Origin of the sequence: Methyloversatilis sp. MC4-4, from assembly GCF_049843555.1 — a bacterium.
GTDB lineage: Bacteria > Pseudomonadota > Gammaproteobacteria > Burkholderiales > Rhodocyclaceae > Methyloversatilis > Methyloversatilis discipulorum_B.
On record NZ_JBBHZK010000001.1, the window covers coordinates 296,683 to 323,680 of the forward strand.

Below are 26,998 nucleotides of genomic sequence, written 5' to 3' on the forward strand. Positions count from 1 at the left end.
CGGCACGGGGTTTCCGTGCGGCCAGGGTCGGGGCAGCGAGTCTGGATCTCGCGGTGTACGAGCGGTGCTGACCGGGCACGGGCGCAGTGCGCTCGCAGCGTTTGCTGCGACTGCGGTGGAGTGCGACAAGACGCGCGCCCAGTCTCACGCCGGGCGGGACGGCCCGGCGTGAGGCTGGGTCATGATGATCGCCGGTCGGCGGCGATTCAGAGGCGTGGCATGCGTCGGCGTGCGATCGCACCGATCAGCGCGAGGCCGGCCAGCAGCATCGCGTACGTTTCAGGTTCGGGGACGGGTGCCATGAACGGCGCCGAGGTCAGGCCGCGCAGGTTGGCGTTGAGTGCGCCATTGAAGGTGGCCAGCCCGGTCATCAGGTTGATCGAGTAGAGACCGCTGTCGCCGTTGTCCAGCGTCAGAGCGGCCCAGCCCATGCCCATCGCGTCGATCTCGAAGCCGTTGGCACCGATCACGTTGCCGGCAACACCCAGCGATCCGACCTGGCTGATGGTCGGCGCATTGAAGGCGCCAGGTGCGAAATGCAGCGTGTCGGTCGCCGTGTCGATGTAATACAGCGCCGTGCTCGCCGGGCCACTGGATTGCGAAGCATCGGAGTTGGAGTAGGCGACGGCCGTGATGCCGCCCGGGATGACGCTGGCGGCGTTGCCGACCACGCCCGTGTTCGCGTTGATGGCCAGATTGCTGCCGGTCTGGCTCACCAGGCGCAGTGAGGCTGCGCCTGCGAAGTCGGCCACCGGGTTGAAGTCGATGCCGTAGGACAGCGAAGGATTGACCAGCGGGATGTCGAGTGCCGACACGAAGCTGGCGGCCCCCGTCGTGACGTCCAGCGCGTAGATGCGGTTCAGGCTGCTGACGCCGTAGATCATGTTGTCGCTCGGGCGCAGGTCGATGCCGAGGATGCGTTCGCCACTGCCCAGCCCGGTGATGGACATGAAGCTGGCGCTGCTGGCGTTGCCGCTGCTGAACATGCCGATCTGGTTGCCGGTGGTGAGACCGACGAAATCGGCTGCGTGGGCCGCGGTGCCGGACAGAGTGAGGGCGGCGGCGAGGACGGTGAGGGTGCGTGCTGACATGTCTGACCTTTCCTGAAAAAGTAGGGGAGGACGCGTCACCAGAGTGAGTCGTCACCCGCTCTACACAGGAGGGGGCCGCATGGATGCAGCTGTCACCGAAAATTCATCCGGCCGCGCCGGTCAGATTTCGCGCGCGTTGCGCTCTCTTTCCATGCGCAGGATGTAGCGCTGGATCAGCGCGTCGGCGGCACCGGGCAGGCCGATGAACTGGCAGCCGGCACGCAGCTCGCTGCCGCCGCGCTCGGTGACGCGGAACATGTTGCGCACCTGCAGCGTCGCGGTGATGGTGCCGATCTCGGGCAGCGTGATCTGGCAGTTGTCGATCACGCTGTCGACCTTCAGTTCGACGCCGCTCGGTGGCGCGACGACGGCGAGACCGCCGCCGGAAATGTCCACCACGGTGGCTTCAACCATGCGCCCCTCGCCGTCGCCGGCCGGCAACAGACAGCGCAGCGGCGGGTTAGGCGGCAGGATGAGGCGGTAGTAGTCGCGCCGCTGCAATCGCAGCATGCGCGTCGGGAAGGGGATTTCCAGCGCCGGATGACCTTCGTGCTCGATTGCGGCGCACTGGCCGACCATGAACTGCACCTTCACCTTCTCGAGCGAGGTCAGGAAAACCAGTGGTGACGCCTTCACCGCCTGTTCGAGTTGCGCCGGGTCACGCGGTGCGTCCAGTACGACCACGCCGCGTGCGTCGTCGACGGCCAGTACGGCGGTCAGAAAGGGGTCGGGCGCGCGGCCGGCATAGACGGACAGATTGACGCGGCGATCCCGCATGGCGCGCAGGTAAAAGGCGATATCGGTCTGGCCGTCGAGCACGTAGCGTGCGAAATCGTCTGCTTCCAGCAGATCGAACCGGATGTTCTCGGTCATTGGGTGCATCCCTGTCTATGGGCAATCACCCGGTGCGGCGGCGCACCGGGCACGAATTCAATCAGATGGCAGTTTAACGGCTGGCGCCGGAACGTCGGTCATTCCCTTCTCGATGCGGTAGATCCAGGCCAGCAGTTCGGCGACCGCGACATAGAGTTCGGGCGGAATGCGCTGGTCCAGATCCAGTCCCATCAGCAGCGACACCATCTCGCGCGATTCATGCACGAAAACGCCCGCTTCGCGCGCGCGGCGGATGATTTCGTCGGCCACCATGCCGCGCCCCTTGGCGACGACACGCGGCGCGGCGTCGCCGGCACCGTAGGCGAGCGCAACGGCCTGGGCGCGCGGAGAGGTGTTCATCAGACGCTGCTCTCGCCGTCGTCGGGCAGGGCGGCAAGCGCCTCGTCCAGCTGGCTGAAGTTCACGCTGCCCAGGCGCAGTCCGGCATCGGTCATGCGCTGCTGCAGGTCGAGCAGAGCGGTGCCCATGCGCAGGCGTGCATCGTCGTCGGCCGATATGCCCAGCGTCAGTCCATGGTCCTTCCACAGCGTGAGCGAGGTTTCGACCTCGCCCAGGCCCGGCAGGACCAGCCGTACCCGGGATGTCCACGGGACTTCCGGCGTGCTGTCACCTTCGGTGCCCGGTTCGCCATGACGCTGAGGCTCAGGGTCGTCGATCTCGATCTTCATCGTCTGCCCCGGCCAGGCCAGACCTTCCCAGGCCAGCGTGTGCTGGGACAGGCCGAGCAGCTGGTTCTGCACCAGCGGCCGCAGTTCGGCGGGCGGGCCGGTATCGGCCTTGGCCGCTTCGGCGCGTTCGCGCACGCCGGTGTCGCTGCGCAGGGTGCCGGTGTCCGGCATCGATTCGTCGTCGGCGCGAGCGCTGATCGTGCTGTCTGCGACCTGTCCGGGTTCCGGCGTGTCGTCGGTCGCTGCCGATTGCGCGACTGGCAGGCCGGCGCGTGGCGCCGGTTTCTCGGGGTCGAAGGCGCGCTGCGGCTCGGCTGCGGTCGATTCGAGCGGCCGTTCGCCACTGACCCACTGCGCCTGATGCGATTCGTAGAACAGCCCGCTGGTGCCGATCGCCTGCGCCAGACGGCTGGCGATCTGCGGTGTGGCGTCGTTTTCGAGCGTGCCGGTGGCCGCGCTCAGCATGGCGGCCGGATCTATCATCGGCTTTCCACTGGCGAGTCGGGTCGGCTGCGGCTCCGGACTGTCGAGCAGTCCGGCGATGGTGCGGGCCGGCACGCTCAGGCGTACCGGGCTGCCGGCATTGTCAGCCGGCGCATCGCCGTCGGTCGGCGCCGCGTTGTCACCGTCGAGCGTGGCCACCAGCGTCTGTGCGCTGCGGGCCACGTGCGTCAGCGCAACGGTACGGCCTTCGGGAATGGTCTGTGGCAGGCGCAGGGTGACCGTCTGTCCACCCACGTCGGCGCGGGCCAGACCATCGCGCAGATTCTGCAGGATGCGTGCGGTGTAGCGTTCGCCCGGCTCGAACTCGGGCAGCTGGTCGGAAAGCGCAGCGATCGGGCCGGTGGTCTGGACCGATTCGCGCGTCAGCGCCGCCAGACGCTGTGCGAGCCCTGGCAGCAGGTTGTTCATGGTGTGCTCAGCCGTTGTCTGCCGTGCCCGCCGGCAGCTTTCCCAGATAGCTGGTGACCTGCTGCATCCACGGTTCGACGTGACGGCGCACTTCGGCATCGTCGGCGAGAATCTGCTTCATCAGGTCGAACTTGCGCGCACGCTCGGCCGGCGAGGACACCGGCTCGTCGTTGTCGGCGAGGCGGCTGCGCATCGAGGCGACGGCCTGTTCGAGATTGACCAGACGGTCCCAGTCGTTCGCGCGCGCGGCCTCCACCATGTCGCTGGAGATCTGACGCATGTTTTCGAGCAGTGACAGAGAGTTCATGTGATCAGGCCGTTTTGCGTAAGTGTCGCCGCGGCAGTTCCGTCGTTCGGCCGGCGGTGAATGGTGTGTAAAGACTACAGCGGACCCCGTGCTCCGAGGCGTGCATGTAGACGCCTTTTACCTTTCTATTTTCCCGGTTTGCCGGTCAGACCGGCGCCCCTTGGACCAGTTTTTGCCGGATGTCCTCCCAGGCGCCCTTCAACTCGCCCAGCAGGTGGGCCACTTCATCGAGCGCGGCCTTGTCGTTCTGCGAGTTGGCGTGCAGCAGGCGCACGCACATGTAGTCGTAGAGCGCGTACAGGCGTTGCGCGAGTTCGCCGCCTGCTTCCAGATCCAGGCTGACCTTGAGGCCGTTGCCGATGATGTCGATCGCACGCGAGATCGACTGACCCTTGCCCGCAGTGTCGCCCATGTCGATCTGGTGGCTGGCGGTCGATACCGACATCATCGCGCCGTCGAACAGCATCAGGATGAGCTGGTGCGGATCGGCGCTGGCCACGCGTGCCTCGACGCCGACCTGGTTGTAGGCCATGCGCGGGTTGGAAAGTGATGCAAACATGATGTTCTGGTCCCGTTAGAGGATGGCTGTATCGTCCGCCGCTCTGTCAGCTCGAATAGGTCGGCAGGCTGGCGAGTTGTTGTGTAAGGAAGGTACTGGTCGTGTTCATGCTGCTGATCAGCGAATCGAGCGCGGTGAACTGTCGGCGGTAGCGGGCCTCGATCTGTTCCATGCGAACGTTCAGCGCGTCGCGCTGGCGGTTCATCGCCTTCTTCGTCTCTTCCATGCCTTCGAGACGGTTGCCGATGAGGCCATCGTCGTCGATCACGGACGAGATCATCGAGTCGATCTTGGACGCCAGACCGGTCACACCGGTACTGCCCATGAACAGCGACTTGGCGGCGCCGCTCTCCAGCGCCGTGGTGAGCTTGTCGGAGTCGATCTTCAGCGAGCCGTCCTTCTGCACCGACACACCGATGCTGCCCAGCGAAACACCCGGGGCAATCTCTTCGGTGACGGCCGAGGCGAGACGCGAGCGCAGGCTGAGCACGGTGCTCTCGCCGTTCAGTGCCGCACCGGTCTGCGTGGTCGTGTTGTAAGACGTCTGATTCTTGATGGTCAGGATGGCGTCGTTGTAGCTCTTGACCAGCTTTTCGATGGCGCTCTTCGCGCCGGTGTAATCGGCGCCGACCGTCAGTGTCGTCGGGGTGCCGACGTTGGTGCTTTTCAGCGTCAGCGTGACGCCTTCGATGGTGTCGGTCAGCGTGTTGCTGCTCGAGGTGACATCGATGCCATTGATCTTGAGCACGGCATCCGAAGCGGTCACCTTCTCCGCAAGATTGGAGGTGCCGCCAGTCGAGGCGTCATAGATCAGCCGCGACAGGCCTGCGTTGTCGGTGTTGTTGCCGTCATCGTCGGCGGCGGTGATGCGTACGGTATTCGCGGTGCCGCCATCCTGCGAGGTCAGCACGAGGCGGGTGCCGGTGCCGTCGTTGAGCAGGGATGCCGTCACGCCTGCGTCGGCCGCGTTGATCGCGTCACGCACGTCAGCGAGCGTGGCAGCACCGCTGGAAATGTCGATGTTGACCGCTGTCTTGTCCGGGTTCGCGGTGAATGCGCCGCCGCTGTAGCTGCCCAGTTCGATGGTCAGCGTGCCGCTGCCGACGTTCGCGGTGCTGCCGCCGGCGAAGGCCGTCGACGCGGTGACCTGCGCGCGGGCCAGGCTGCTCACCTCGATTGAATAGTTGCCGGGCGTCGCCGTAGTCGAGGCGGCAACCGTTGCCACCGCGCTGTCGGCAATCGTTGCCTTGCGGGAGGCAAAGATTTCCGCCTTGCCGAGTGCTTCCGCTGCCGTCTGCAGCGTGGACATCGCGCCCTTGATCATGCCGTAGCTGGAAATCTTCGTTTCGAGCTTGGCCTGCTTTTCCGCGAGCAGCGTGAGCGGACGCTGCTCGACCGTCATCAGCTGCGTGACGATGGAGCTGATGTCCAGGTTGGTACCGAATGCGAGCGACGATGCCATGGCAGTCTCCTCAGGCCTTGCGTTCGATCAGTCCACTCTGGCTCTTGCCGAGCGACCGCGCAATCGCAATCAGTTCTTCGGAAGGAATCTGCCGCAGTACTTCCTTGGTGGTCGAGTCGATCAGCCGCACGATGGTTTTCCCTGTGTCTTTGTCGATCGTGAATAGCAGGTTCTGTGCCACCGGTTCGATCTTGCGACGAATCTCGTCCACCGTCTGTTCGATCTGTTCGTTGCTGAGCGCCGCCTCGCTGGGTGGTGCTTCCGCCTTCTTGCTCTCCGGCATAACGGGCTTTGCCCCGGTGGTCGCCTGGACGCCCGGGGCAGAGATCGTTGCGCTGTTCGGGATAGGCTGTATGGCCATGATGTTCTCCCTATGCTGGGTGGGGGGCGCGGTCGCCCGCGCCCCCTCATTACTGCCTTACGCGATCAGCCGCGGAGCAGGCTCAGCACGTTCTGCGGCAGCGAGTTGGCTTGCGCCAGCATCGCGGTACCTGCCTGCTGCAGGATCTGCGCGCGGGTCAGGTTGGCGGTTTCGGCAGCGAAGTCCGCGTCGGTGATGCGGCTCTTCGAGGCGGAGATGTTTTCCGCTTGCGTCTGCAGGTTGGCCACGGTGTAGTCGAGGCGGTTCTGCTGGGCACCGAGGGCGGCACGCTGTTCCGACACGTAGGTCAGTGCGTCTTCGACCGAGGTCAGCAGCGCCTGCGAGTTGGCGGCCGTGGTGGCGCCGGTGAAGGCGGTGATGTCGGTGTCCAGGGCAACCATGCGGGCGTCGGCCGACGTGGCGTTGATACGCGTGTCGCCGAAGGTGAGCGTCAGGCGGTTGTCGGCAGCGTCGTCAGCACCGACCTGGATTTCAGCGCCAGTGGCAGCGGTCGTGATGATGGTGCCAGCGTCGAGGTCGGCAGCGATGTTGGCGCCGGTCTCAGCACCCGAAGCCTTGATCGTCACCTTCACGCCGAGCTCGTTGTAGTTCAGCTCGTACGATTGGCCTGCGGTCAGCGCCAAGGCGGTGATGTCGATCATCTGCGAGTTCGTGCCGTCCGACAGCGTCAGTTCGCCGGTGTTGGCGTCGGCGAAGGTGAAGGTCGTGCCTGCGGCGGCGCCGGTGATGTCGACCTTGGTCACTGCGGCGGTGCCGGAAGTGGCCAGGTTGAAACCGCCCTGCACGGTCGAGGTGGTGTCGAGTGCCTTGCCGAAGGAACCATTCAGCAGCTGCTGGCCGTTGAACTTGGTACGGGTCGAGATGTTGTTGATCTCGTCGCGCAGCTGGGTCATTTCGTCGGCGATGAAGGAGCGCTCTGCGTCGGCCAGCGTCGAGTTCGAACCCTGGGTCGCCAGTTCCTTCATGCGGATGAGCATGTCCTGGATCTGCGACATGCCGCCTTCAGCGGTCTGGATCATCGAGATACCGTCGCTGGCGTTACGGGCAGCCTGGTTCAGCGACTTGACCTGGGCGTTCATGCGCTGCGAAATCGCCAGACCAGCGGCATCGTCACGGGCGCTGTTGATGCGCAGACCGGACGACAGACGCTGCAGCGAAGTGGCGAGCGAATTCTGCGAGGAATTGAGGTTGCGCTGAGCGGTGAGCGAGGCAACGTTGGTGTTGATGATTTGCGGCATTTTCTTTCTCCTGTCACGAAGTGGTGTAGTTACGGCGCCCTGGGTTGCATGACCCGATGTTGATGTCGCCGATGATTCAAGTAACGGAGAGGGGAGAGAAAACTTTAGGCCGCTATCTCAATGAAAGCCTTTGTGCTCGTGGCTTTCAGGCGCAGGCATTGCGAAATGGCTTGCCGCTGCGGTGTAGGTTCGAGGGGCAAAAACTTTAGGGTTGCCCCGAAGAGTGCCTTGTGCTTTGGGGATGGCGTGAAATTCGCCCGGAAAGCCGCGTCAGCGCTTGATTTCAACTGTTACCAATTGTGATTGCCGCTGCGCAGGTGACGCAGCGGCGCTCAGGCAGCGATTGCGTTACCCGGTGCGACGACGACGCGGTTCTTGCCGGTCGCCTTGGCCTGGTACATCGCGACGTCGGCGCGCTCGATCGCCGAACTCTGGGCTTCGTCCTGCTGCACCACGGTGACACCTGCGCTGAAGGTGATCAGCAGCTTGTCATTGTTGGCGAGGAAGTAGCGCTTGGTCAGTTCACGCTGCAGTCGCTGCAGCACGACGACGGAGTCATCGACCGAAGTCTCCGGCAGCAGTATGACGAACTCCTCGCCGCCATAACGCGACAGCGTGTCGTGCGGACGCAGGCAGTCGCGCACCGTGGCCACCAGATGCAGCAACGCGTCGTCGCCGGTGTTGTGGCCGTAGGTGTCGTTCAGGCGCTTGAAGTTGTCGATGTCGAGCACGGCCAGACAGAGCTGGGTGCCGCGGCGCGATGCGCGCGAAACCTCTTTCGCATAGGACTCTTCCAGACCCTTGCGGTTGAGCGCGCCGGTCAGCGGGTCGTGGCGCATCTTCTCGCTGGTCTGTTCGAGTTCGATCTGCAGACGTTCGATTTCGGCTTCGGCCGCACGCACGCGATCGCGCATGGTGTCGACCTCGTTGCGCGAACGTTCCGTCGTGGCGCGCATTTCGTGCGTTGCCGTGATCACGTCGGCGATCACGCCCTGCAGCGCGCCGATGTCATCGGCTTCCGCAATGCTGCGCGCATAGCCTTCCATCTTGTCGCCGAAGCCGGACGTGGCATCGGTGAAGCTGCCCAACTGCTCGACGAAGCCGGCCAGCATCAGTTTGATCTGGTGCTTGGCGTCGTCGATATTGCCGCGCAGCGAGCCCTGGCGTTCGATCACCTCGCGCAGGCGGCGCTCGACTTCGTCGAGCTCGCGCGCACTGATCGGGTGATCGCACAGGTTGCGCAACGCATCGATCTGGCCGCGCATCCAGCGGTCGTCGATGACCAGATCGCTGATATTGCGCAGCAGCAGGTCGAGCAGCGAAAGCAGGCCGGTGCGGATTTCCGCCTGATCATCCACCACCCAGTTCAGGCGGTAGATCAGGTTGCGCAGCTTCGACGCAAGATCGTCCACGCCACGCATGTCGCGCACTTCGCGCAGTACTTGGCCCAGTTCGATCGCTTCGTCGCGCAGTTCCGGCGCGGTAATGAGCAGGCTGGACACGACGCCTTCGAGCGTACGCGCGAACAGGTCGCGCAGTGCTGCGTCGCTGTTGTCGGTCGGTGCGGTGCTGTCGGCGACGAGCTGCACGGTCGAGCTGGCCTTGCCGTCCTCGGCCGATTCCCACTTGTCGGCCAGCGCGCTCATGCGCGAGTACAGCGCATCGAGCTCGCCGTTCGACGCGTCAAGCACCTGCTGCATGGCCTGATGCTTCTGCGCGAAGGTCAGCGTCGCGTGGTTGCGTTCGAGCTGCTTGAACACATCCTTGAGCAGCGCCGTCCATTTGCGCTGCGGTGCCGCCTGGGCACGCAGCAGGCCGACCAGCGACCCGCTGATCGCCGACCAGCTACGGCTGGTGACCGCGCTTTCGAGACGCTGTACGAACTCGATCTGCGCCTGGTTGAGCCGCGGCAGCGTGCTGCAGACCAGCTTCAGCGCACGCTCGGGGAAGAGGTCCTCCGGCTTGGTGCCGGCGATCTCGTGGTACAGCGCGCGATAGTTCTCCGGCGTCGGCTGCAATTGACGCATGGCAAGCCGCCGCAGGGCTTCACGAGCGATTTCGAGCGGCTGCATGGCGTCTGACATGTGCGGAATGAGTTAACGGTTTGTAACGAAGGCAAACAACGGCAATCGACCTGCCGTCTTTAGGGGCATGTCGTGCAAAAGTTGTCACACGGCGCCGCGACAGCGATGCGACCCATATTCAGTCCACCAGACCGTGCTTCAACCCGTAATGGGTCAGTTCGGCGTTGTTCTTCATGCGCATCTTCTCCAGCAGCCGGGCGCGATAGACGCTGACCGTCTTGACGCTCAGATTCAGTTCTTCGCCGATCTGGGTCAGTGTCTTGCCCGAGGCGATCATCACCAGCGTCTGGTATTCGCGGTCGGACAGCTTTTCGTGCGGCGGGCGCTCGCTGTCGTCGGTGATGGCGTTGGCCAGTTCCATCGCCAGCGTCGGCGACACGTACTTCTTGCCGCTGGCGACCTGACGAATCGCCGTCACCAGCTGTTCCGGCGCACTCTGCTTGGTCAGGTAGCCGGAGGCGCCGGCTTTCAGCGCGCGGATGGCGTACTGGTCTTCCGGGTGCATCGACAGCACCAGCACCGGCAGTTTGGGAAATTCCTTGCGTACCAGCTTCAGCGTGTCGATGCCGTTGCGGTCGGGCATGGACACGTCCATCAGTACCATGTCGAAACTGCCGTCGCGCAGCTTGTGCATCGCCTCGACGCCGTTCTCCGCCTCGCCGGTGACCACCAGGTCGGGGCTGTCGGAGAGGATCTGGCGCAGACCGGAACGCACGATGGCGTGGTCGTCGGCGATCAGGATGCGGATGCTGCTCATCGTGCAAACTCCAGTACGGTACGGCGGCAGGCCGGTACGCGCAGCAGCAGCCGGGTGCCGCCGCCGTTGCGGCCGCTCGCCTCGAAGCGGCCGTTCAGGTGGGCGACCCGTTCGCGTATGCCGCGCAGGCCGAATGATTTGGGCTTGTTCAGATCGGCGGGCGCAAGGCCGCGACCATCGTCGGCGATTTCCAGCACGATGTCGTCGTCTTCCTGCGTCAGCCTGACTTCGACCTTGTGCGCCTGCGCGTGCTTGGACACATTGGTCAGTGCCTCCTGGAACACGCGGAACAGCGCGATCGCCGTCTCCTCGTCCGGCTCGATGTCGTGGTCGATGCACAGCAGTTCGCACTGCAGGCCGGTGCGCGCGGAAAAATCCTCCGCATGGCTCTCGATCGCCGGCGCCAGGCCGAATTCCTTCAGGATGCCCGGACGCAGTTCGCGCGCGATGCGGCCGACCGTGGTGATCGCGTCATCCACCAGCTTGCCCATGCTCTGCGAACGTGCGCGGATGGCGTCGGGGTCGGCGGCGGTCTTGTTCGCCAGCAGCGACACCTCGAACTTCAGCGCCACCAGCAGGCCGCCCAGTTCGTCGTGGATGTCGCGCGCGATCCGTTCCCGCTCCTCCTCCTTCGCCATCTGCAGATGCGACGACAGCTCGGCCAGCTGGCCGCGCGACTGGCGCAGTTCGCGCTCGGTCAGCTTGCTCTGCGTGATGTTGGAAACGATGCCTTCCCAGATCGGTACGCCGGAAGCGAGCAGCCGCGGCGACGAGCGCAGGTTCACCCATTTCACGTCGCCGTCCGGCAGCCGGATGCGGCCTTCCCAGTTCACCGTGGACTGCGACTGCGCCGACTGCTTCATTGCGCGGTTCAGTTCCGGCATGTCCTCCGGCAGCACCATTTCGAGGAAGCGGCCGGGTTGCGCGATTAGTTCCGACGGCTTCAGCGCGAGCAGGGCGAGGCAGCCGTCACTGACGAACAGGAAGCGCCAGCCACCGTCGTCGTGGCGCAGCAGCTGGAACACCATGCCGGGGATGTTGGCCGCCAGCGCACGGAAGCGTGCTTCGCTGTCGCGCACAGCGTCGAGTGCGCTGTGCCGCTCGGCGCGGTTGCGCGCTTCGCGCATTTCGCGCTCGACCGCCGGCACCAGACGGTCGAGGTTGGTCTTGCTCAGGTAATCGTGGGCCCCGGCGCGCATCGCCGACACCGCGATGTCTTCCTCGATCACGCCGGACACGATGATGAAGGGCAGATCCAGCCCCAGTTCCTGCAGGATGCCCAGCGCCGCCATGGCCGAGAACTGCGGCATGTTGTGATCGGACAGTACGACGTCCCAGGAAGCCGAGCGCAACGCGGCGCGCAGCCCCTTCTCGTCCTCCACGCGGATCGAGCGCACGGTGTAGCCGGCCTGACGGAAGCGATGCAGCAGCAGCACCGCGTCGTCTTCGGAGTCCTCGATCAGCAGGACATCGAGCGTGCGCTGGGCGGTCAGAACAGGCGTGACGGGATCAGGCATCGGATCGGGGCCTTCGTCCGCGGCAAACGGCTCGCCACGCTGACGCGCGAAGGCATTGTTGTAGTGCCCTGCAGTTTAATCCATGCACATTGCGCAGCGACAGCGCCGCGACAGGCGACGGCAGCGATATAATCCGCGACTCGCCGCTTTAGCTCAGTTGGTAGAGCAACCGCCTTGTAAGCGGTAGGTCGTCAGTTCGATTCCGACAAGCGGCACCAGATATTTCAAGCAGATAGGCCAGTTCGTGAGGACTGGCCTTTTGCTTTCCGGCCTTCGTGTAGCCCAGATGTAGCCGGTTTCGATCAACCCGGCTGGCGCCTTCAGAACGTCAGGTAGCGATCACGGCTCGCCGGTTTCTTCGTGTTCCGGCGCTCGGCGAAGTCGGCGGCATCCGCATCGCTTGGGCGGGTTCGTGAGTTCCCGCGACGACGGCCACGGCGTGCGCGGCCTGCGCCGTTTCTTGCCAACTTGCACCTATTCGCAAACTGCGCGACCGGAAGTACTCGGCGGCCCGCTCGGGCGGGGGGGCATCGCCAAAGATAGATTCGCTGCGGCCATGTAATATGAATTGCGTTCGAATCGAAGACTCAAATAGGGGTATGCGACGTGGGAAAGATCACCCTAGATTTGCCGGGCAGTTTCAAAAGCCTGAAATTGAAGAACTTGGAGTCGATTCTGAAAGAGGAGTTGTATTCACAGAGGAGACGCCTGCCTCTCGACGACTTCATTCGGGAAGGCGGCTGGCCCGACGACGACACCTTGCATACCACCCTCAAATCGGTGGATGACAACGGAGCGGTAACCACCGTTGAGGTGCAGCTTTCCTTCGACGAGGTGTGCTCTACAGGCTGCTCCGACATCGAACGAAGGGGCAGTGGCTGGGGCCTCCTCTTCATTTACTTCGATCACAAAACGGGCGTCGCGCACTGCGAGGAACAGTAAAGGGTTCCCGCCTTAGCCACGGGCCTACCCCACCCAAGGCCGCCTCCAACGACGAGAGCAGCCGAGCCAGTTCCCCCGCCATCAGCGCCAACTCGCTGTCGAATCGCTCGGAATCATCGTCCGTGCCGTCCTCACGTTCAGTCAGCACGTCGTCGGCCTCCAGCGCGTGGCGCACGTAGCGCACGGTGGCCTTGCGCCGGGGTGCTGGCGCGCAGTTCAGTGTCTGGTCGATGGGGAAACCGTCAGGCGCTTCGTCGACGGCCAGCAGCACGGCCAGCGTGACGCTACTCTTCTGCGTCCTGGTCTGCTGCGCCATTGAGGTGCGAAGCTCGCGCGCTGCGATCCGGAGCGATGCGGTAGGCGATCGGGTCGCTGAACTTGGGGGACACGCCGCCCGGGGGTTGCGGTTGAGGCTGGTAGCTCTCGACACGGTCCCGGAACTGCTCCGAACGCTGGATATAGGCGTCGACGGAACCGGCCGCACGAACGGCCATCCGCTCCGCCTGCTCGCGCGTCGCGACTGTGCCGCTCTCGGCCAGCATCGCCACCATCTTGTCCAAGTTGTCAGCCATTGTTCGCCCGAATCTACCCAGCCGCTTAATTGATCGTTTCCAGTGTCAAAGGTTACTTCACTGCCGTAGTCTGCGGTGTGGGCTTTCGTGTAGGGGGGAGCTTGACAGCGAGGCCTTGGCAAGGCTTAGCGCTAAGGCCTCAACCACTTAAGGTCGTTTGAGGCTGGGAGATAGCAACTTCGACTTCATTCGGCAGACTTGAAGCGCGCTTGATTTCGATAAAACGACATCTACACGCCGTCTCAATATCAATGTGGAACGTGGGTGAATCACCGCGCGCGGCAAGGTAGAATGGCGCCTCGCGGTTGAGAACTGACGGCAGAGTGGACGAAACAAAGCCGGACCTGCGCTAACAGGTCCGGCTCCGTAGTACTGCTGTTGCTTCTCCTCGCGAGGGCTGCTTGCTTGGTCAGATTTTCGAGGTCTCGCCCAAGTCAAGTCATTTTCGTAGCGCCTCCGCGCTGGGGTATTCTCATTTAAGCTAGCTTTACTGGTCAAGAGACTCTGAAAAATAAAGGTTTGTCAAGGTTTAATGACTTAGTTTTATGTGATTGCCTCAGCGCGGATTCTCCTTTTGGAGACCTGCATGAAACACCAGTACTCACTCCAGCTTATTCACCATGCGGTGAATGATCAGGTCGTCGAGCAGCGCGCCGACGACGGTTACATCAACGCCACAGCACTCTGCCACCTTGCGGGGAAGCGTTGGTACAACTATGTCCGTAACGAAAGCACCGGTAAATTCCTTCGGGCACTTGAGGCCAGAACTCGGATTCGAGTTTCGGAGCTAGTTCAAGAGCTTAGAGACTCGTCCGGTATCGCCTCGACGTGGGTTCACCCGAAAGTGGCGATTCATCTTGCGCAGTGGCTGTCCGAGGACTTCGCTGTCCAAGTCTCTGAGTGGGTACATGACTGGATGACGGGCGGCGGAGCTCCCCGTCGTTTGCCTTACCACGTCCAGCGCCACATGCTCAACCTGTCCGGTGTGCCGGCAGGCCATTTCAGCATCCTCCAAGAGATGACCCATATGTTGATCGCGCCGCTCGATGCTGCAGGCTATGAGCTTCCCGAGAAGCTCGTTCCCGACATAAGCATGGGGCTCTTTCTGTGCAAGCATCTGCGCGATCAGTTGGGGATCGATACCAAGTCACTCCCGACCTACATTCACCTGTATCCGGACGGTAGGAAAGTGACGGCCAAGCTCTATCCCGACAGTGTCCTGGCCGACTTTCGCCGCTTGATTCAGGAAAAGTGGTTGCCGGAGAAGGCTTCAAAGTACTTCGCAGAACGTGATCCTGAGGCTCTCCCGTATCTCGATATGGTCCTTATCAGACTCACCTACAAACCGGGTAACGACGACTAGACGGCGCGAGACCTGATCACTGAGCCCGCCTTCACACGGCGGGCTTTTTTTCGCCCGTACCACCCCTCCCGATACGACTTTCGTAGTCATCCTGCTGATGGCTGTCCGCTATGATCGCGGCCAGTTCGTCGTCGGTGTATTCGGCGGCCGTGCGTGTTTCATGCCGAACAGGGGGCGCTTCCGGGTCGCCGCCCAGCGCGACGCGTTCGGGCTTGTCCAGCCCCAGCAGTCGCGCACGTCGTTCCATGATCTTCAGGATGCGATCGACGGCTGTGGCGTTGCCTCTTTTGGCCTTGCCCCAGAGGTAGGTCTGCATTGCGTCCAGGCGGTCGAGTTCCAGCGTGCGGATTTCGTCCGCCAGCTCGCTGCACTTGGCCAGGTTGCGCGTCAGGCCGCGCTTCACCAGCTTGTGCGCGTTGCCCAGGCTCATGTTCAGCGCTGTGGCGATCTCCCGATAACTGGCACCGGTCCGTCGAAGGTCCAGCGCCCGTTCTTCAGATTGGGCCGTGGTGACGGCCTCGGCTCCGGTCTTGCACTTCATGGCCTGTTCATCCTTAGTAGCGTTCATCGGGCGCGTGCTGCTTGGTCCGAGGCGGCGCGAGTCTCGCGGTCCTGCATCTTCGCGAGTACCGCGTCGATTCCCGGGCGTGTGAGCCCCCAGCGATGGGACAGACGCTGTTTGCTGGCGCCGTCTTTCCACTCCTGGTAGATCAGGGCGTTCCGTAGATCGATGGTCGCGTTGCGCTCGATCGGCAGTGACAGCGTGCAGCGCGGATACTCGGCGGCCAGCTTCTGCGCTGCTTCGAGGCCGATGGCGAAGGCAATGGGGTGCATGCGGTCGATGCGCTCGGGCACGTACAGGTCGCGGCCGCCCCAGCGGCTCACGAGGTCAAGGCATGCCGGCAAGCCGATCACGTCGGCGATTTCCTTCACGATCTTCTGCAAGGTCTGGGGCTCCTGGTTTGGTTGGTCCTGCATGCGGTCACCGTCCCGCCTTGCGCGCTTCGCGGCGCAGTTCGCGCGCCAAGGTCTGAGCGGTTCGATGATCGATGTTCGCCTGCACCGGCGACAGGCCAGGCATGTTGAAAGTCGCTCGCACGGAGGCTTGCGACGCGCTGGCTGCGGGGGATACCCGGCCGGTCCGCGGAATGCGGGTGACTGCTCCGCCGCTCGAATATCCACGCAGCGCCCTGACGCCGTTGCGGTTCAGGCTGTCGAGGAATGCACGCATGCCGGCTTGCCTGACAACCTCCTGCCGCAGCACGTACTCACCGGCGTGCACCACGCCTGCCGGATCGAATTTTCCGCCCGGTCCGGTGTAGCCACCGGTGGCCCAGCTGCCCGAAGCACCGGATCCGCTGCTCGTAGGTGTGGAAGGGGCGGTACCGGATCCAGCCGGCGCCGGTGCTGCCACCTTCGGAGCGCTCAGCGCGGACAGTTGGGCCTGCAGGGACTTGATCTGCTTCTCCGCCTCGCTGATGTCGAGGCTCAGCGTTACGGGCTTGGCCAACTCTGCCTTGAACTCGTTGACCCGCTGTTCCGCCAGCTTGATCTGCTCCTGGATGGCGGTGGCTTCCTTCTCCAGCTGGGCGGCTTCGCCTTCCTTCTGCTTGGCCTGAGCCTCGCCGATCTTCTCCTGTACGCGGGCCAGCTCTTCGAGTGCCAGCGCCGCCGTGTCGTCATCCTTGATCGCATCGGCTGCACGTTCGGCACGCTCGGCCAGCTTCGTGGCGTCGGCGGCAAGTTTCGCCGCCTTCTGCAGGTCGCCGTCGCGGGCTGCCACCTGTGCGGCTCCGGCTGCCAGTGTCGCGCGAGCGGTGAGGCTGCTGGCGGCACGCGTGTTCATCTCCTCGCGTGCGCCCTCCGACATGCCGGCTCCGCGCCGTTGGGATGCTCGGTCGCGCAGGTTGTCGGCCGATGCGGCAGCGTCAATCCGGATCTTCGCCGCTTCGTCGCGCGCCTTCTGCGCATCGGTCAGCGACTTCGCGTAGAGGTCGCGCAACTTGTCGGCGGTCGACTCCTCCGCGCGTAGCCGGTCGTTCATCGCCTCGCGTGCGATCTTATTGCGCTCCTCGGCGAACTGCTGCTCGTTCTTGAGGGTGTCCGCTGACGCTTTGCCGGCGGCCACCGCCTTCAGCTTTTCCAGCTTCTCGATCTCGTTCGCGAGCTTGCGCTGTATCTCCAGGCGCGCGTTCGCCTCGCGTTGGGGCTTCTGGTCGTCCGCCTTCTGCGACGCCAGGGGTTCCTTAGCGATGGCGGCGACCTCCCGCCACATCTTCTTGTATTCCTCGGTGGCGCCCTTGAAGTCGAAGGACCGCAGGCGATCGAGCACGGCCGCGGTGCCCTTTGCCGATGCGCCAAGCGCTCGAACGAAGCGGCCGAAGATGTCGACGGCGTTCATCGCCACGTCGAGGACGGGCTTCAATTCCTTGGTGGACGCTGCGAGGGAATCCACGCTGCTCCCGACTGCGATGATCGCGTTCGCCATTCCGGCGGTGACGCCGGTCCCCTTGTCCAACGCGCCAACGAACTCAGTGATGGAGTTGTTCAGCAGGATGAAGGCTTGGCCGACTGTCACCGGCAGGCCCTTGAAGTCCGAGGCGACACGGCCGGATACCTTCTGCACTGCGCGCGCAAGTCGCTCTGTCGTCAGCTCGCCATCGGCGCCCAACTTGCGCAGCTCTCCGCGGGTGACGCCGAGGCCTTCAGCGATAGCGTCGGCAAGGGCCGGCGTCTGCTCCAGGATCGAGTTCAGTTCTTCGCCGCGCAGCGTGCCGGACGCCAGGCCTTGCGTGAATTGCACCAGCGCAGCGCTTGCGCCCTGTGCGCTCGCACCCGACAGCGCGATGGCCTGATTCACCGTCGTGATGAAGCCGATGATCTCCTGCGAACTCAGGACGCCCTGCAGGCTGGGGGCGATCTGCGAGTAAAGGTTTACCGTGTCCTGCAGCGGTGCGCGTGTCTCGTCCGCGGCCTTCCTCAGGGCCTGCTGCACTTGCTCGAAATCGCCCGTCGCCCGGGTGGCCAGCTTCAGCCGCGCCGTCATGCTGCTGTAGGCGTCGGCGATCTGCACGAACTCGCGCGTGGCGACGCCCAGGGCAGCCACTGGCAGGGCGCGCGCTGCCAACGCCTGCAGGCCGGCCAACTCGGTGCTGATCCCGCCGACGCTGCCCTTCGCGCGCTCCAGGCTCTTCGCGTCGGCCTCGAAGCCCCTGAGGGTCTGCCGGATGCGTGCTGCGCCTTGTACGAAGTCGCTGTCGTCGAGGGTCAGCCGGAACTTGATGTCGCCGTTATTTGCCATCGCTGTGCATCTCCAATGCGCTTAAGTAGCAACGCCAGGGGTATTGCCAGACGCCGGCATGGCCGTGAGTGACGAGTGCGAGGGCGTTTCGCTCAATGCCACGGGCGACAGAAGCTGGCGCGCGATGGACGCTTGCGCCGCTGCTACTGCCGCCCGAACCCGAAAAAAACCCGGGTTCAGTGCGCGGGCGGCTTCGCGGATCGGCTCGATCTGGCTGGGCGCGAAGTCGTCGAACGCCTCGCGCGGCATGTCCGACATGCGAACGAGGTCGTCGACGCTGCAGTCCTCGAAGACAAACTCGCCGGCTACGTCGATGGTCTTGCCGCCGCTCTCGATCTCGGTCACCCAGTCGCGGACCTCGCCGACGGTCAGCTCTCGAACCGTGACGGCGCGTCCGTCGACGTCGACCTGTTTGGTTGCGCTCATGTGTGTGTCTCCAGTTGGTTTGCGGGTGCCGGCCACGCCTTCGGTGGAAGCGAAGAAGTGAAGGCCGCCGGCGGTCGGGGTTGCTTCTCATGAACTGGGTGACTCGCCGACTGATACCCAGTCCCGAGGCTCTCGCCTCGGGCACCTGACCCGCTGCTTGCGCAGCAGGCGATCGGTTCGTTTATCGACTGGCCTTCACCGGCCACAGCGCGCCCAGGTTCTTAAACTCGGTCAGCAGATGGCCGTGGGCCGCCATCCATTGCTTCGTCGTGTAGGTGGCCACGACACCGCGAATACCGCCGCCGACGACTGCGGCGCTTTCGGCCAGGCTGACGGGACCAATCACGGGAAGCTGCATGTCGACGCTGCAGCTTGTTGCAGGCGGGCATGCCTTGCGGTGGTCCAGCATGGCGCCGATGGCTTTGACGTGTGCATAGGCGTCTGCGGCGCTCTGCGCGGCCGCCGTGTATGCCTCGTCTGCCGCTGCCAACTCGGCTTTCAGCCACTCGCCGGTCGCCTCGATCAAGTCCTGTTCTGCATCCTCGATCGCGCCTTGGGTCTCGGACAGCCGGCGCTCAAGGCCGGCGCGACCTTCGGCGAGCTGGCGCGCGTTGAACTCAGCTGCCGCGGCTTCGATCTCCAGGTCGGAAGCTTCCCGGCGCGCCGCCTCCAGCGCCTCGGGGGAGGCCTCGCCCAGCATCACGGCTGCGCCCAGGTCTTCCACCTTCTCGCGGGCTTTGGCGAGCAGCTGCGCATCGAACGCCGCCGGCTGCGCGTTCATCGCATCGCTGATGCGGCGCGCGTTCCGCCGCGCCTGCTCCAGCCGCTCGGCAGCTTCCTGGACGGCTTTCTTCGTTTCCTTCGTGGTCGTCATCGTGGTTCCTTCGGGTGTGGGTTGTTCTGGTGGTGATCGGCTATCCGTCGAAGCCTCGGTCGCGATAGCCGCGGTGCATCGCGTCGCGCGGTACTGCCTGGTCGCGTGCCGGTCCGTATCCATTGCCGGGCACGAAAAGCGTTCTGTGGTGGATGTAGCGGAGCCGGACCTCACCGGTCGGGCCGTTGCGGTGCTTGCGCAGCAGCAGCTCGCCGACGCCGTGCCATTCGGGGGCGCTGTTCGTCATCTCCTCCCGATGCAGCATCAGCACGATGTCGGCGTCCTGCTCGATCTCGCCGGAGTCGCGCAGGTCGTGCAGCTGGGGGCGCCTGTCGCTGCGACTCTCGACAGCGCGGTTCAGTTGGGCGCAGGCGATGATCGGCACGGCGAGTTCCTTGGCCAGTGCCTTGAGCCCGCGGCTGATGCTGCCAAGCTCCTGCGCCCGGTTCTGGCCTTCGCCGCGCATCAGGCCGATGTAGTCGACGACGATCAGGTGCAGGCCGTGCTTCCTCGCCAGGCGCTTCGCGCGTGCTCGCAGGTAGGCGAGGGTGATGGCTGGCTTGTCGTCGATGAACAGACGCTGCCGGGCTGCCTCGCCGGATACCCGCGTGAGTGCCGACCAGTGATCGTCGTTGCGCGTGCCGGTGCGCATCGCATGGACGCTCACGCCCGACCGCTGCGCCATCACGCGCATGCTCAGTTCGCGGGCCGGCATCTCCAGCGACATGAACAACGCGGTGCGCCCGGCTCGCGCGGCGTGATCGGTGACGCCCAGGGCGAAAGCGGTTTTTCCGACGCCGGGGCGAGCGGCCAGGATGATCAGCTGGCCGGGCTCGACGCCACCGGTCAGAGCGTCCAGGTCCGGAATACCGGACTGCAGGCCCGTGATTCCGCCACCGTTCGCGCGGTCGTTGATCAGCGCCATCGCCTCGTGCATGGAGTCGGCGAGCGACAAGGGATCGTCGCGCTCGCTGTCGATGGCTTGCGCCGCGATCCGCTCCAGACCGGCTGCGAACTCGTCGTGCGATACCGCTCCGGCTGCGTAGGAGACCGCCAGCGTCTCCGCTTCGCCTTGGCCCATGCGCCGGTATGCCCGATCGCGAATCGTCGTCGCGTAGGCCCGAATATTCGCGGCGCTCGGCGTGTTGTTCGCGATCTCGCCGAGGTAGGCCAGGCCGCCGCAGCGCTCCGCCTCTCCAGACTGCTCCATCGCCGCATGCACCGTCACCACGTCGGCCGGCTTGCCGGCGCGGATCAGCGCGGTGATGTGGGTGAAGATCCGGCGATGGTCGTCGCGGAAGAAGTCGGCGTCCGTCACCGTGCCTTCGATGCGGTCCCATGCGTTGTTGTCCAGCAGCAGGGCGCCGATCAGCGACTGTTCTGCTTCGATCGAGTGCGGCGGCAGCCTCAGGGCGGGCGCGTTCATGCTGCGCTCCTGTGGTACTTGCCTTCGATGCATTTCGCAAAGTTCTGCGGCGACACCAGCCAATCCAGACTCACGACAAACGGGTCACGACCATTCGCGGGTTGCGTCTGGCCGGTCAGGAACTCGGACTGCGCGCAGTAGGCGAAGAAACGCCGCCACCACTCGATGTCTTGGCGCTTCGCGTCCTCACGCCAGCGGGCTTGCAGATGCTTGACCCGTGTGCCGTTCCACACGCGAACACGTGTGCCGGTGGGTAGTGCCTGGTGGTACAGGTCGATGATCTGCTGATGCGGACAGTCAGGGATGTGCGCAGGCTTGGCCTGAGCACCACCGATGTCGATAGACATCGGCTCACTGACGGTTCTTGATGGTTCACTGATGGTTTGGGTCGCATGGGTGCGGCCCGTCTCGCCGCATGGATGCGACCCGTCTTGTGCATGGGTGCGACCCGTCGCATCCGCGCTACCCGTCGCATGGGTGCGGCCCGTAGGGGTAGCATCAGTGCGACCCGTCAGCGCACGCAGATTGATTTGGTACTGGCGAGTTGCGCCGGGTTTCCCCCCTTCCTCGTTGCCGATCACTTCAAGGAATCCGGCTCCGATCAGGCCGTGCACCACGCGCTGAGCCTGCGACCGGGAAAGGCGGGTCTTCGTCGCGATGGACGACATCGACGGCCAGCATCTGCCCTCGTCGTCGCTCCAATCGGCGAGCGCGAGGAGGGCGAGCAGATCGCTTCCGCCGCTTGGGTAGGCATCCCAGACCATGGCCATGATGCGAATCGACATCAGACGCCCACCTTTCGCGCGATGCCACGCATGGCCCGCGCGTATTGCGCTGGCGTGGCATCCGGGTGGCGCGCGATCCACTCGGCCTTGCGCCGCTCGTAGCCCTGCACCGTCCGCCTCGGTCTGGAGGCGGTCTTCGCGGCGTGAGTCTGTCGGCGGGCCTTCACTTCACGCTCCGCAGCAAGTACGCACGGACGCGGGCGACGACCGATGACGCCCAGGACTGCGGCAGCACCACGGCGCCCGACTCGTTCAAGGGGAGGAACGCGCGGCGGGGGATGACCGACTTCTTCGCGAAGACCATCGTGCCGTTGGGGCCGGGGAAGGTAAGAAGCTTCCCCTTCTTCGGCAGGATGACTGCGCCGAACTGATGCACGGCCGGAATGCTGGCGCCACTCTTCGCGCGCAGGTTCGTGCCGACTGTTACGCCGTCGGGCTCGGGCTTGTAGGTGATGCTCCGTTGCAGCCGGCCGGTGTCGCGCAGCGGCTGACCAGGGCGCCCGGCCTTGTTCGCCGCCTTCTGCTCGCGACCGGTCCGGCTCAGCTTCCCGCCGTTGTCGGTTCGACGCAGCCCGCGAAATTTCAGCGGCGCCCACTGCTGACCCCAAGGATCGCGCCCGGACTTGAAGCCCAGGTCGACCAGCGTCTTCAGGCCCGCGCCGACACTGCTGTACAGCTCCGATGACTTGGTCGCGCCCAGCAGCTGCTGCAGCTTCCGCTCCGCGCCCTCGCCGGATGTCTCGATGGACACGCTCATGACGTGGCCTCAGGCGTGCTGTGCGGCGGTTTCGGGGTGTCGGGTAGCCTCGCCGGAGACGAGGCGGTCTATCTCGTCAGCCGGCCAGAGCAGGCGACCGCCGGGAATCTTCACCGGTTTGACGCCGTGGAAGTGCCCCTTCAGGCTGAGAAGTTTTCGATAGGTCTGCGGCTTGTGCCGCGTGACGGCGGCGGCCTCGTTCGTGGTGTAGAGGCGGGGTGCGCTCATGCTGAACTTTCCTCGTCGTTGAATTAGACGGTTTCAAGTTCAGCGGAAAGTAGTGAGCGGTAATAGGCAAATGGTCAGTGCTTTAAATGCCCGGTAGTTCCAAAATCATTACTGGGCAAGGGAAAGAGAGGGAGGGTATTAATCAGCGCGACGCCCTTTCACCGCCCATTCCGGACGAATGATCGAGGCAGCCGACGCGGCCTTGGATTCCGCCATACCTTCGCTTTTCAACCACTCTTCCACCTCGCTGTTTCGGGGGTGTGTGGTTCCATCATCCCGGTCGGCGTTCGCCCACCACTTCCGGGATGCCTGATTCAGGAGAACAAGATCTTTCGACATGAACCAACGGTCTCCGGTAGAAGTGGTCGCGTCGCGGTCGTTCTCTGCCTCCTGTTGCTTCAACGCTTCGATATCGATTCGCCGGAACCACAGATCGCTCAGGGTGATGCGACGGGGATCGTCCTGCGTATCATCTCCTGTCTCAAGCCACAGGACGAATTCGTGATGCGGAAAGCGTTCCGGGTCTTCGACGTGGAGTTTTGCTCCGTCTTCCGGCTCAAGAAATCCGACATCAATGCCATCATCCTTACCGGTAACGAGACGATACGCGTCGCTGTGGTGCAAGAACCAGAACTGCGCGGTTGGACCTCCTCTCACATAGAACTCCTCGCCCGTCTGCTTGTTCACATAGTGAAACTTTGCCTCTCGGGAACCATTTGGGTGGGACTCGGACACGCCTCCACTCCATTTTCCGTCACCTGTCGGCATGGCCCACCCGTACCACTTCGAAAACACACCACACCGGAGCCGATTTTCCGCGACCAGTGCAAGTACTTCCCGCTCGTCGGTTTCTAGCGCCTGTGCCGCTTTCTCCAACGTCATGAGTCTGCTGATAGACATCCGCGCTCCCTCTCGCGCCCCTTGTGATGGTGCCGCGCCGGCCGGGCAAGGGATCCCGGTTTTCCTCCCGTCGGAGTAGGCGCGGCGTGCTGCTCAGTTGCTCAGCACCAGAGCGCGCATGCGCTCGCGCTCGGCGTGCCAGGTGGTGCCAGCTGCGGCGATCCGATCGAACAGGAACGCGATCTGTTCGCCGATCTGGTCTTCGTCTTCCTCGGCGATGTAGTCGGCCAGCGTGACCGACCATGTCCCGCCGTCGGCCAGGATGTTGAAGGCCGTGCCGAACTGATGCACTTGGGCCGCTTGAGCGCGGTGCATGGCCGGCGTCGCCGCGCCGTAGGGGTCGAGATAGTGCGGCTCGATCCACACCAGCTCGTCACCGTCGCCGAATACGAAAGCGGCTGCCCTGTAGAAGGTGTCCCGCTCGGTCTTCACGATGACCAGCGCACCAGCGCTCCAGCTGCTCGCTACCTCTTCGACGGTCGGCACGTTCTCGGCGCCGTCAGTCGGCGTAGACGACCGCCGCGCCGTGTTTCGCCTTCAGCACTGCGCGTGCTGCCTGTGCGCGTTCGCGCGAGCTGAACCACGGGCTCCGGTGCTCCTGTCCGTCCTTCACGTACAGCACGGCGAAGCGCTCGATTCCTCGCGCCTTCAATGCCTCGCGAGCCTGCCGGCGAAGCGCCGCGCGTGATCCTTGGGCGCGTAATCGGAACTCGATCAGGCTTTCCATCGGAACGCCGAAGCGGCTGTGCAAGCGATCGAGGTCAGCGCTGGATGCGCGGCGACCAATGACCAGGCAGATGGGGCCGTCCTCGGCCTGCTCGTGCCCGCACTGGTCATCCGTCCACCATCCGATCAGCATCGGATCGCCGGGGCGGCAGAGAAACAGACGGCGGTCGCCGAAGGCACCGGACACCGGCGGGAAGGGGGCTACTCCGATTTGAATCGCCATGGCTTGAATCCTCCGGTCAGATGACGCTGCGGTACTGCAGAACACCGACGACGCGGCCGATCAGCTTGATTCGGTGCGCCTCGCTGGCGGGGAGCGTGTCCGACCCGCGAACCGGGTCGGCGTAGTAGGCGATGACCTCGCCACCGATGCCCAGCGTGAGCGATCGGACGTACTGGCGGCCGTCGATCTCGAAGGCATACATCGCGCCCCCGGTGCCGATCTCGTCGCAGGGCTCGATCTGCAGCAGGTCGCCCTCCTGAATCTTGGGCGCCATGCTGTTGTCCGGCATGCGGCCGGTGATCTGCGTCGCGCGGTCGCTGAAGTGCTCGAACAGAGCGGGGTCCGGCAGGATCGGCGCCGGCCGACTGGTGGTGGTGATATGGTTTCGTTCAGCCATGGGGTTACCTCCGTAACAGGTGCTTCATGGTCAGGGGCTGCACGATGTTGACGCATCGTGCGGCCCCGCTCTTGCCGGCTTCCGGCCGGCGCGGTGATGCTCGTTCAGGTGCTCGAAACGACGCGCAGCGACGGCGCCACTTCTTCGGTCTTCGGCTGCTCGATGCCGGCCTGCTCCAGGATCCAGCCTTCAATCTTCGTGTGCCACATGCGCAGCAGGTCCAGCGGCCTCTGCCGGTAGTGCTTTTCCGCGATGGCGGACGGCTTGTGCCCCATGATCTGCGCAACGATGCCGGTCGGCACCTCCACCCATTCCGACAGCGTGCCGAAAGACCGACGCAGGCCGTGCAGGCTGAGCGGTGGCAGGCCGGCTGCGGCCAGTGCCTTGTTGTGCGCGATGCGCGGCTCCTGCAGCCGGCCGGATGCAGCGGTCGGGCTGCTGAACACCCAGGGGAGCGCACGTGCCGCACGCTCCTTTGCCTTCTCCTCGTCCGCTCCGCGCATGGTGCGCACCCGCCTTGCCTCTGAATCGTGTCGCTGCTTCAGGTCGCGCAACAGGCTCGCCACGTACGGGGTAAGGGGGATGGTGCGCTCGCCCTCCACCTTGTCGCGGATCGTGAGGCTGTTCCACTGGAAGTCGACGTCGGTCCAGCGCAGGCTGGCCAACTCCTCGCGCCGTGCGCCGGTGAGAAGAAGCGCCTGCAGATAGGCCGCGTGCACCGGATTCGTGAGGGCTCGCACCTTCTCGAACCACAGTGCCAGCTGCTCGCGCTGCATGCAGTCCGTCTTCGGCTTCGCCCGCGGCAGGACATCGCGCGCCATGCCGCGGGAGCAGGCGTCCGCATGGGTGAGGGCGGCGAACTTCTCTGACGTGGCAGCCCAGCCGATGAAGGCGCGCAGAGCCCTGTAGGACTGGGCTGCGGTCGTCGGCGCGCGCTCCGTCAGCGGTTCAAGCCACTGGCGCACGGCCTTGGCGTCCAGCTCGCTCAGCTTCAGGGAAAGCAGGGGGTGAAGCGGGCCAGGCTGAACCACGCCCGATTCACCCTTCCGCCGGCCGCGCCGGCGAGGCTCGCCGCCGGCCTTCGCCATCTCCAAATGGTTGCGCAGGTGGCGGCTACCCCATTTCGGCGTACGAGCCTCGATGTAGGCCTGCCAAGACTCGCCGACGGAAACTTCGGCCGTCCTCGCCTTCTCGCGCTTGGCGGTGATGTCGGCTAGGCGTGCGGCGCGCTCTTCGCGCGGGTCGATGCCCTGGTCGACCAAGGTCTGCAGCCGGCGCGCCTCCGCTCGTGCGTCGTCGATGTTCCAGGCGCGCGAGTCGCCGATCGTGAGGCGGATCGTCTGCCGGTGCAGCTTCGTCTCGAAGACGAAGGACTTGGCGCCGGCCGTGGTCACCCGGACGGCGAGGCGCGGGGCCTCGGTGTCCCACAGAAACGCCTGCTTCACGTCGTCAGGGCACGTGAAGCGGCGGATGCGGTCCGGGGTCAGGCGTTCGCGTTGCAAGGCGTTTCCGATGGCTGAAGGGCTCTGTGTAGCCCGCATGTAGCCATCTTAGGGGAACGCTGGGGGATGTCAAGAAACGCGACGGGTGCTAAAACAACTGAAATATATGAATTTTCTGGTGGGTCTGAACGCCCGCGAACGGCTATGAACGCCTTTTTTTGCCGCCTTGTAAGCGGTAGGTCGTCAGTTCGATTCCGACAAGCGGCACCAATAAAGAAAGGCCGATTCCTTCGAATCGGCCTTTTTCACATGCGTCGCCGCTGCGTTCAGCAGGGCGCTCAGCGCTTCTGTTCCGGTCCGCGCGCAATCAGCATGTCGGCGACGGTGCGGATGGACGGCCAGTCCTTCATCGCCTCGACGGCCGGTCCGAAGCCGGCGGCAGCGGACTGCTGCAGCGCCTGTTCGGCCATTGCCAGCATATTGGCCGAGTAGCTCTTCATCGCTTCGCTCTGCAGCGTGACGAAGTTCTGGTACAGCGCGTCCGGGCTGTTCGGGTCGGCCTCGGCAGGGGCGTCAGCGTCGGCTGCGGGCGTGACGCCCTGCAGCACCGCGAAGACGAAGCGGCCCAGCGCGCGCTGGGCTTCGGCCGAATCAGGACTGCCGAAGAAGTCCGGGTCCAGCGTGATCGCCGGGGCGGCGTCGCCCTTGCGGCACTCGATGCGGCCGTCGGCGGCCAGGCGGATGCGCAGTTCGGAAGTGCTCATC

General features: G+C 64.5%; 31 protein-coding genes and 2 tRNA genes. 4 read left to right on the forward strand and 29 right to left on the reverse strand.

Annotation, left to right across the window (positions count from 1 at the left end):
- Positions 1 to 206: 206 nt before the first annotated feature.
- From WDZ97_RS01415 to WDZ97_RS01470, 12 genes are all read right to left on the reverse strand, one after another.
- A complete protein-coding gene (locus WDZ97_RS01415) occupies positions 207 to 1,091 on the reverse strand; it encodes a DUF4394 domain-containing protein (RefSeq protein ID WP_425761579.1) in 885 nt (294 codons plus the stop codon).
- A 120-nt stretch (positions 1,092 to 1,211) separates the two neighbouring features.
- Positions 1,212 to 1,964 carry a flagellar brake protein gene (locus tag WDZ97_RS01420; RefSeq protein ID WP_304002405.1) on the reverse strand — a complete coding sequence of 251 codons (753 nt, stop codon included), beginning with the start codon at positions 1,962 to 1,964 and terminating at the stop codon, positions 1,212 to 1,214.
- 57 nt (positions 1,965 to 2,021) lie between these two features.
- Positions 2,022 to 2,324, reverse strand: a complete 303-nt coding sequence (locus WDZ97_RS01425) for an EscU/YscU/HrcU family type III secretion system export apparatus switch protein (RefSeq protein WP_304002408.1) — start codon at positions 2,322 to 2,324, stop codon at positions 2,022 to 2,024.
- Positions 2,324 to 3,565 carry a flagellar hook-length control protein FliK gene (locus WDZ97_RS01430; protein ID WP_425761580.1) on the reverse strand — a complete coding sequence of 414 codons (1,242 nt, stop codon included), beginning with the start codon at positions 3,563 to 3,565 and terminating at the stop codon, positions 2,324 to 2,326. The genes WDZ97_RS01425 and WDZ97_RS01430 overlap by 1 nt, the downstream gene beginning before the upstream one ends.
- A 7-nt stretch (positions 3,566 to 3,572) precedes the next feature.
- Entirely contained in the window at positions 3,573 to 3,872 is a 300-nt protein-coding gene (locus WDZ97_RS01435; protein WP_019917461.1) for a flagellar protein FliT, read from the reverse strand.
- Between the two features lie 145 nt (positions 3,873 to 4,017).
- The gene (gene fliS / locus WDZ97_RS01440; RefSeq protein ID WP_368492619.1) at positions 4,018 to 4,404 is read right to left on the reverse strand and encodes a flagellar export chaperone FliS; all 387 of its coding nucleotides are present in this window, start codon (positions 4,402 to 4,404) and stop codon (positions 4,018 to 4,020) included.
- 73 nt (positions 4,405 to 4,477) lie between these two features.
- A complete protein-coding gene (fliD, locus tag WDZ97_RS01445) occupies positions 4,478 to 5,893 on the reverse strand; it encodes a flagellar filament capping protein FliD (RefSeq protein WP_425761581.1) in 1,416 nt (471 codons plus the stop codon).
- A gap of 10 nt (positions 5,894 to 5,903) precedes the next feature.
- A complete protein-coding gene (locus WDZ97_RS01450; RefSeq protein ID WP_304002419.1) occupies positions 5,904 to 6,254 on the reverse strand; it encodes a flagellar protein FlaG in 351 nt (116 codons plus the stop codon).
- 65 nt (positions 6,255 to 6,319) lie between these two features.
- A complete protein-coding gene (locus tag WDZ97_RS01455; RefSeq protein WP_019917467.1) occupies positions 6,320 to 7,513 on the reverse strand; it encodes a flagellin in 1,194 nt (397 codons plus the stop codon).
- 332 nt (positions 7,514 to 7,845) lie between these two features.
- The gene (locus tag WDZ97_RS01460) at positions 7,846 to 9,540 is read right to left on the reverse strand and encodes a diguanylate cyclase (RefSeq protein WP_425761582.1); all 1,695 of its coding nucleotides are present in this window, start codon (positions 9,538 to 9,540) and stop codon (positions 7,846 to 7,848) included.
- Positions 9,541 to 9,715: 175 nt separating this feature from the next.
- Positions 9,716 to 10,354: a response regulator gene (locus tag WDZ97_RS01465; protein WP_019917469.1), complete on the reverse strand. Its 639-nt coding sequence runs from the start codon at positions 10,352 to 10,354 to the stop codon at positions 9,716 to 9,718.
- Positions 10,351 to 11,871, reverse strand: coding sequence for a hybrid sensor histidine kinase/response regulator (locus WDZ97_RS01470; protein WP_304002426.1), 1,521 nt, complete (start codon positions 11,869 to 11,871; stop codon positions 10,351 to 10,353). Before WDZ97_RS01470 ends, WDZ97_RS01465 begins: the two co-directional genes overlap by 4 nt.
- A 142-nt stretch (positions 11,872 to 12,013) precedes the next feature.
- Between WDZ97_RS01470 and WDZ97_RS01475 the strand changes: the two genes are divergently transcribed.
- Together WDZ97_RS01475 and WDZ97_RS01480 are read left to right on the forward strand one after the other, a co-directional pair.
- A tRNA-Thr gene (locus tag WDZ97_RS01475) sits at positions 12,014 to 12,089 on the forward strand.
- Between the two features lie 388 nt (positions 12,090 to 12,477).
- A complete protein-coding gene (locus WDZ97_RS01480) occupies positions 12,478 to 12,813 on the forward strand; it encodes a hypothetical protein (RefSeq protein ID WP_425761583.1) in 336 nt (111 codons plus the stop codon).
- Here the strand turns inward: WDZ97_RS01480 and rdgC are convergent.
- Positions 12,764 to 13,129, reverse strand: a complete 366-nt coding sequence (rdgC, locus tag WDZ97_RS01485; protein WP_425761584.1) for a recombination-associated protein RdgC — start codon at positions 13,127 to 13,129, stop codon at positions 12,764 to 12,766. The two genes, WDZ97_RS01480 and rdgC, sit on opposite strands and share 50 nt — an antisense overlap.
- The gene (locus WDZ97_RS01490) at positions 13,098 to 13,373 is read right to left on the reverse strand and encodes a hypothetical protein (RefSeq protein WP_425761585.1); all 276 of its coding nucleotides are present in this window, start codon (positions 13,371 to 13,373) and stop codon (positions 13,098 to 13,100) included. The genes rdgC and WDZ97_RS01490 overlap by 32 nt, the downstream gene beginning before the upstream one ends.
- 598 nt (positions 13,374 to 13,971) lie before the next feature.
- On the opposite strand from WDZ97_RS01490, the gene WDZ97_RS01495 reads away from it, so the two are divergent.
- The gene (locus tag WDZ97_RS01495) at positions 13,972 to 14,748 is read left to right on the forward strand and encodes a KilA-N domain-containing protein (protein ID WP_425761586.1); all 777 of its coding nucleotides are present in this window, start codon (positions 13,972 to 13,974) and stop codon (positions 14,746 to 14,748) included.
- Positions 14,749 to 14,779: 31 nt separating this feature from the next.
- On the opposite strand, the gene WDZ97_RS01500 is transcribed toward WDZ97_RS01495, so the two are convergent.
- The 14 genes from WDZ97_RS01500 to WDZ97_RS01565 all read right to left on the reverse strand — a co-directional run bounded on the left by WDZ97_RS01500 (position 14,780) and on the right by WDZ97_RS01565 (position 26,293).
- Positions 14,780 to 15,289, reverse strand: coding sequence for a hypothetical protein (locus WDZ97_RS01500; RefSeq protein ID WP_425761587.1), 510 nt, complete (start codon positions 15,287 to 15,289; stop codon positions 14,780 to 14,782).
- A gap of 23 nt (positions 15,290 to 15,312) precedes the next feature.
- Complete coding sequence (locus WDZ97_RS01505; protein WP_425761588.1) at positions 15,313 to 15,693, reverse strand: Mor transcription activator family protein; 381 nt, start codon at positions 15,691 to 15,693, stop codon at positions 15,313 to 15,315.
- 37 nt (positions 15,694 to 15,730) lie between these two features.
- The gene (locus WDZ97_RS01510) at positions 15,731 to 18,049 is read right to left on the reverse strand and encodes a tape measure protein (protein ID WP_425761589.1); all 2,319 of its coding nucleotides are present in this window, start codon (positions 18,047 to 18,049) and stop codon (positions 15,731 to 15,733) included.
- Positions 18,050 to 18,070: 21 nt separating this feature from the next.
- Positions 18,071 to 18,475 (reverse strand): hypothetical protein, encoded by a 405-nt coding sequence (locus tag WDZ97_RS01515; RefSeq protein WP_425761590.1) that lies wholly within the window; start codon positions 18,473 to 18,475, stop codon positions 18,071 to 18,073.
- 181 nt (positions 18,476 to 18,656) lie between these two features.
- On the reverse strand, positions 18,657 to 19,349 hold the full coding sequence (locus WDZ97_RS01520) for a hypothetical protein (RefSeq protein WP_425761591.1): 693 nt from the start codon (positions 19,347 to 19,349) through the stop codon (positions 18,657 to 18,659).
- Between the two features lie 40 nt (positions 19,350 to 19,389).
- Entirely contained in the window at positions 19,390 to 20,775 is a 1,386-nt protein-coding gene (dnaB, locus tag WDZ97_RS01525) for a replicative DNA helicase (protein ID WP_425761592.1), read from the reverse strand.
- Positions 20,772 to 21,560 carry a helix-turn-helix domain-containing protein gene (locus tag WDZ97_RS01530; protein WP_425761593.1) on the reverse strand — a complete coding sequence of 263 codons (789 nt, stop codon included), beginning with the start codon at positions 21,558 to 21,560 and terminating at the stop codon, positions 20,772 to 20,774. Before WDZ97_RS01530 ends, dnaB begins: the two co-directional genes overlap by 4 nt.
- 163 nt (positions 21,561 to 21,723) lie before the next feature.
- Entirely contained in the window at positions 21,724 to 22,317 is a 594-nt protein-coding gene (locus WDZ97_RS01535; protein WP_425761594.1) for a phage virion morphogenesis protein, read from the reverse strand.
- Positions 22,318 to 22,326: 9 nt separating this feature from the next.
- Complete coding sequence (locus WDZ97_RS01540; RefSeq protein ID WP_425761595.1) at positions 22,327 to 22,545, reverse strand: helix-turn-helix transcriptional regulator; 219 nt, start codon at positions 22,543 to 22,545, stop codon at positions 22,327 to 22,329.
- Between the two features lie 138 nt (positions 22,546 to 22,683).
- Positions 22,684 to 23,445 carry a hypothetical protein gene (locus tag WDZ97_RS01545; protein ID WP_425761596.1) on the reverse strand — a complete coding sequence of 254 codons (762 nt, stop codon included), beginning with the start codon at positions 23,443 to 23,445 and terminating at the stop codon, positions 22,684 to 22,686.
- A gap of 93 nt (positions 23,446 to 23,538) precedes the next feature.
- Positions 23,539 to 23,931: a hypothetical protein gene (locus WDZ97_RS01550; RefSeq protein WP_425761597.1), complete on the reverse strand. Its 393-nt coding sequence runs from the start codon at positions 23,929 to 23,931 to the stop codon at positions 23,539 to 23,541.
- 13 nt (positions 23,932 to 23,944) lie between these two features.
- Positions 23,945 to 24,394, reverse strand: coding sequence for a hypothetical protein (locus WDZ97_RS01555; protein ID WP_425761598.1), 450 nt, complete (start codon positions 24,392 to 24,394; stop codon positions 23,945 to 23,947).
- A gap of 16 nt (positions 24,395 to 24,410) precedes the next feature.
- The gene (locus WDZ97_RS01560) at positions 24,411 to 24,791 is read right to left on the reverse strand and encodes a S24 family peptidase (protein ID WP_425761599.1); all 381 of its coding nucleotides are present in this window, start codon (positions 24,789 to 24,791) and stop codon (positions 24,411 to 24,413) included.
- Between the two features lie 104 nt (positions 24,792 to 24,895).
- On the reverse strand, positions 24,896 to 26,293 hold the full coding sequence (locus tag WDZ97_RS01565) for a tyrosine-type recombinase/integrase (protein WP_425761600.1): 1,398 nt from the start codon (positions 26,291 to 26,293) through the stop codon (positions 24,896 to 24,898).
- A gap of 130 nt (positions 26,294 to 26,423) precedes the next feature.
- Between WDZ97_RS01565 and WDZ97_RS01570 the strand changes: the two genes are divergently transcribed.
- Positions 26,424 to 26,503, forward strand: a tRNA-Thr gene (locus WDZ97_RS01570).
- A 68-nt stretch (positions 26,504 to 26,571) separates the two neighbouring features.
- Here the strand turns inward: WDZ97_RS01570 and WDZ97_RS01575 are convergent.
- Entirely contained in the window at positions 26,572 to 26,997 is a 426-nt protein-coding gene (locus tag WDZ97_RS01575; RefSeq protein ID WP_425761601.1) for a hypothetical protein, read from the reverse strand.
- Position 26,998: the final 1 nt, after the last annotated feature.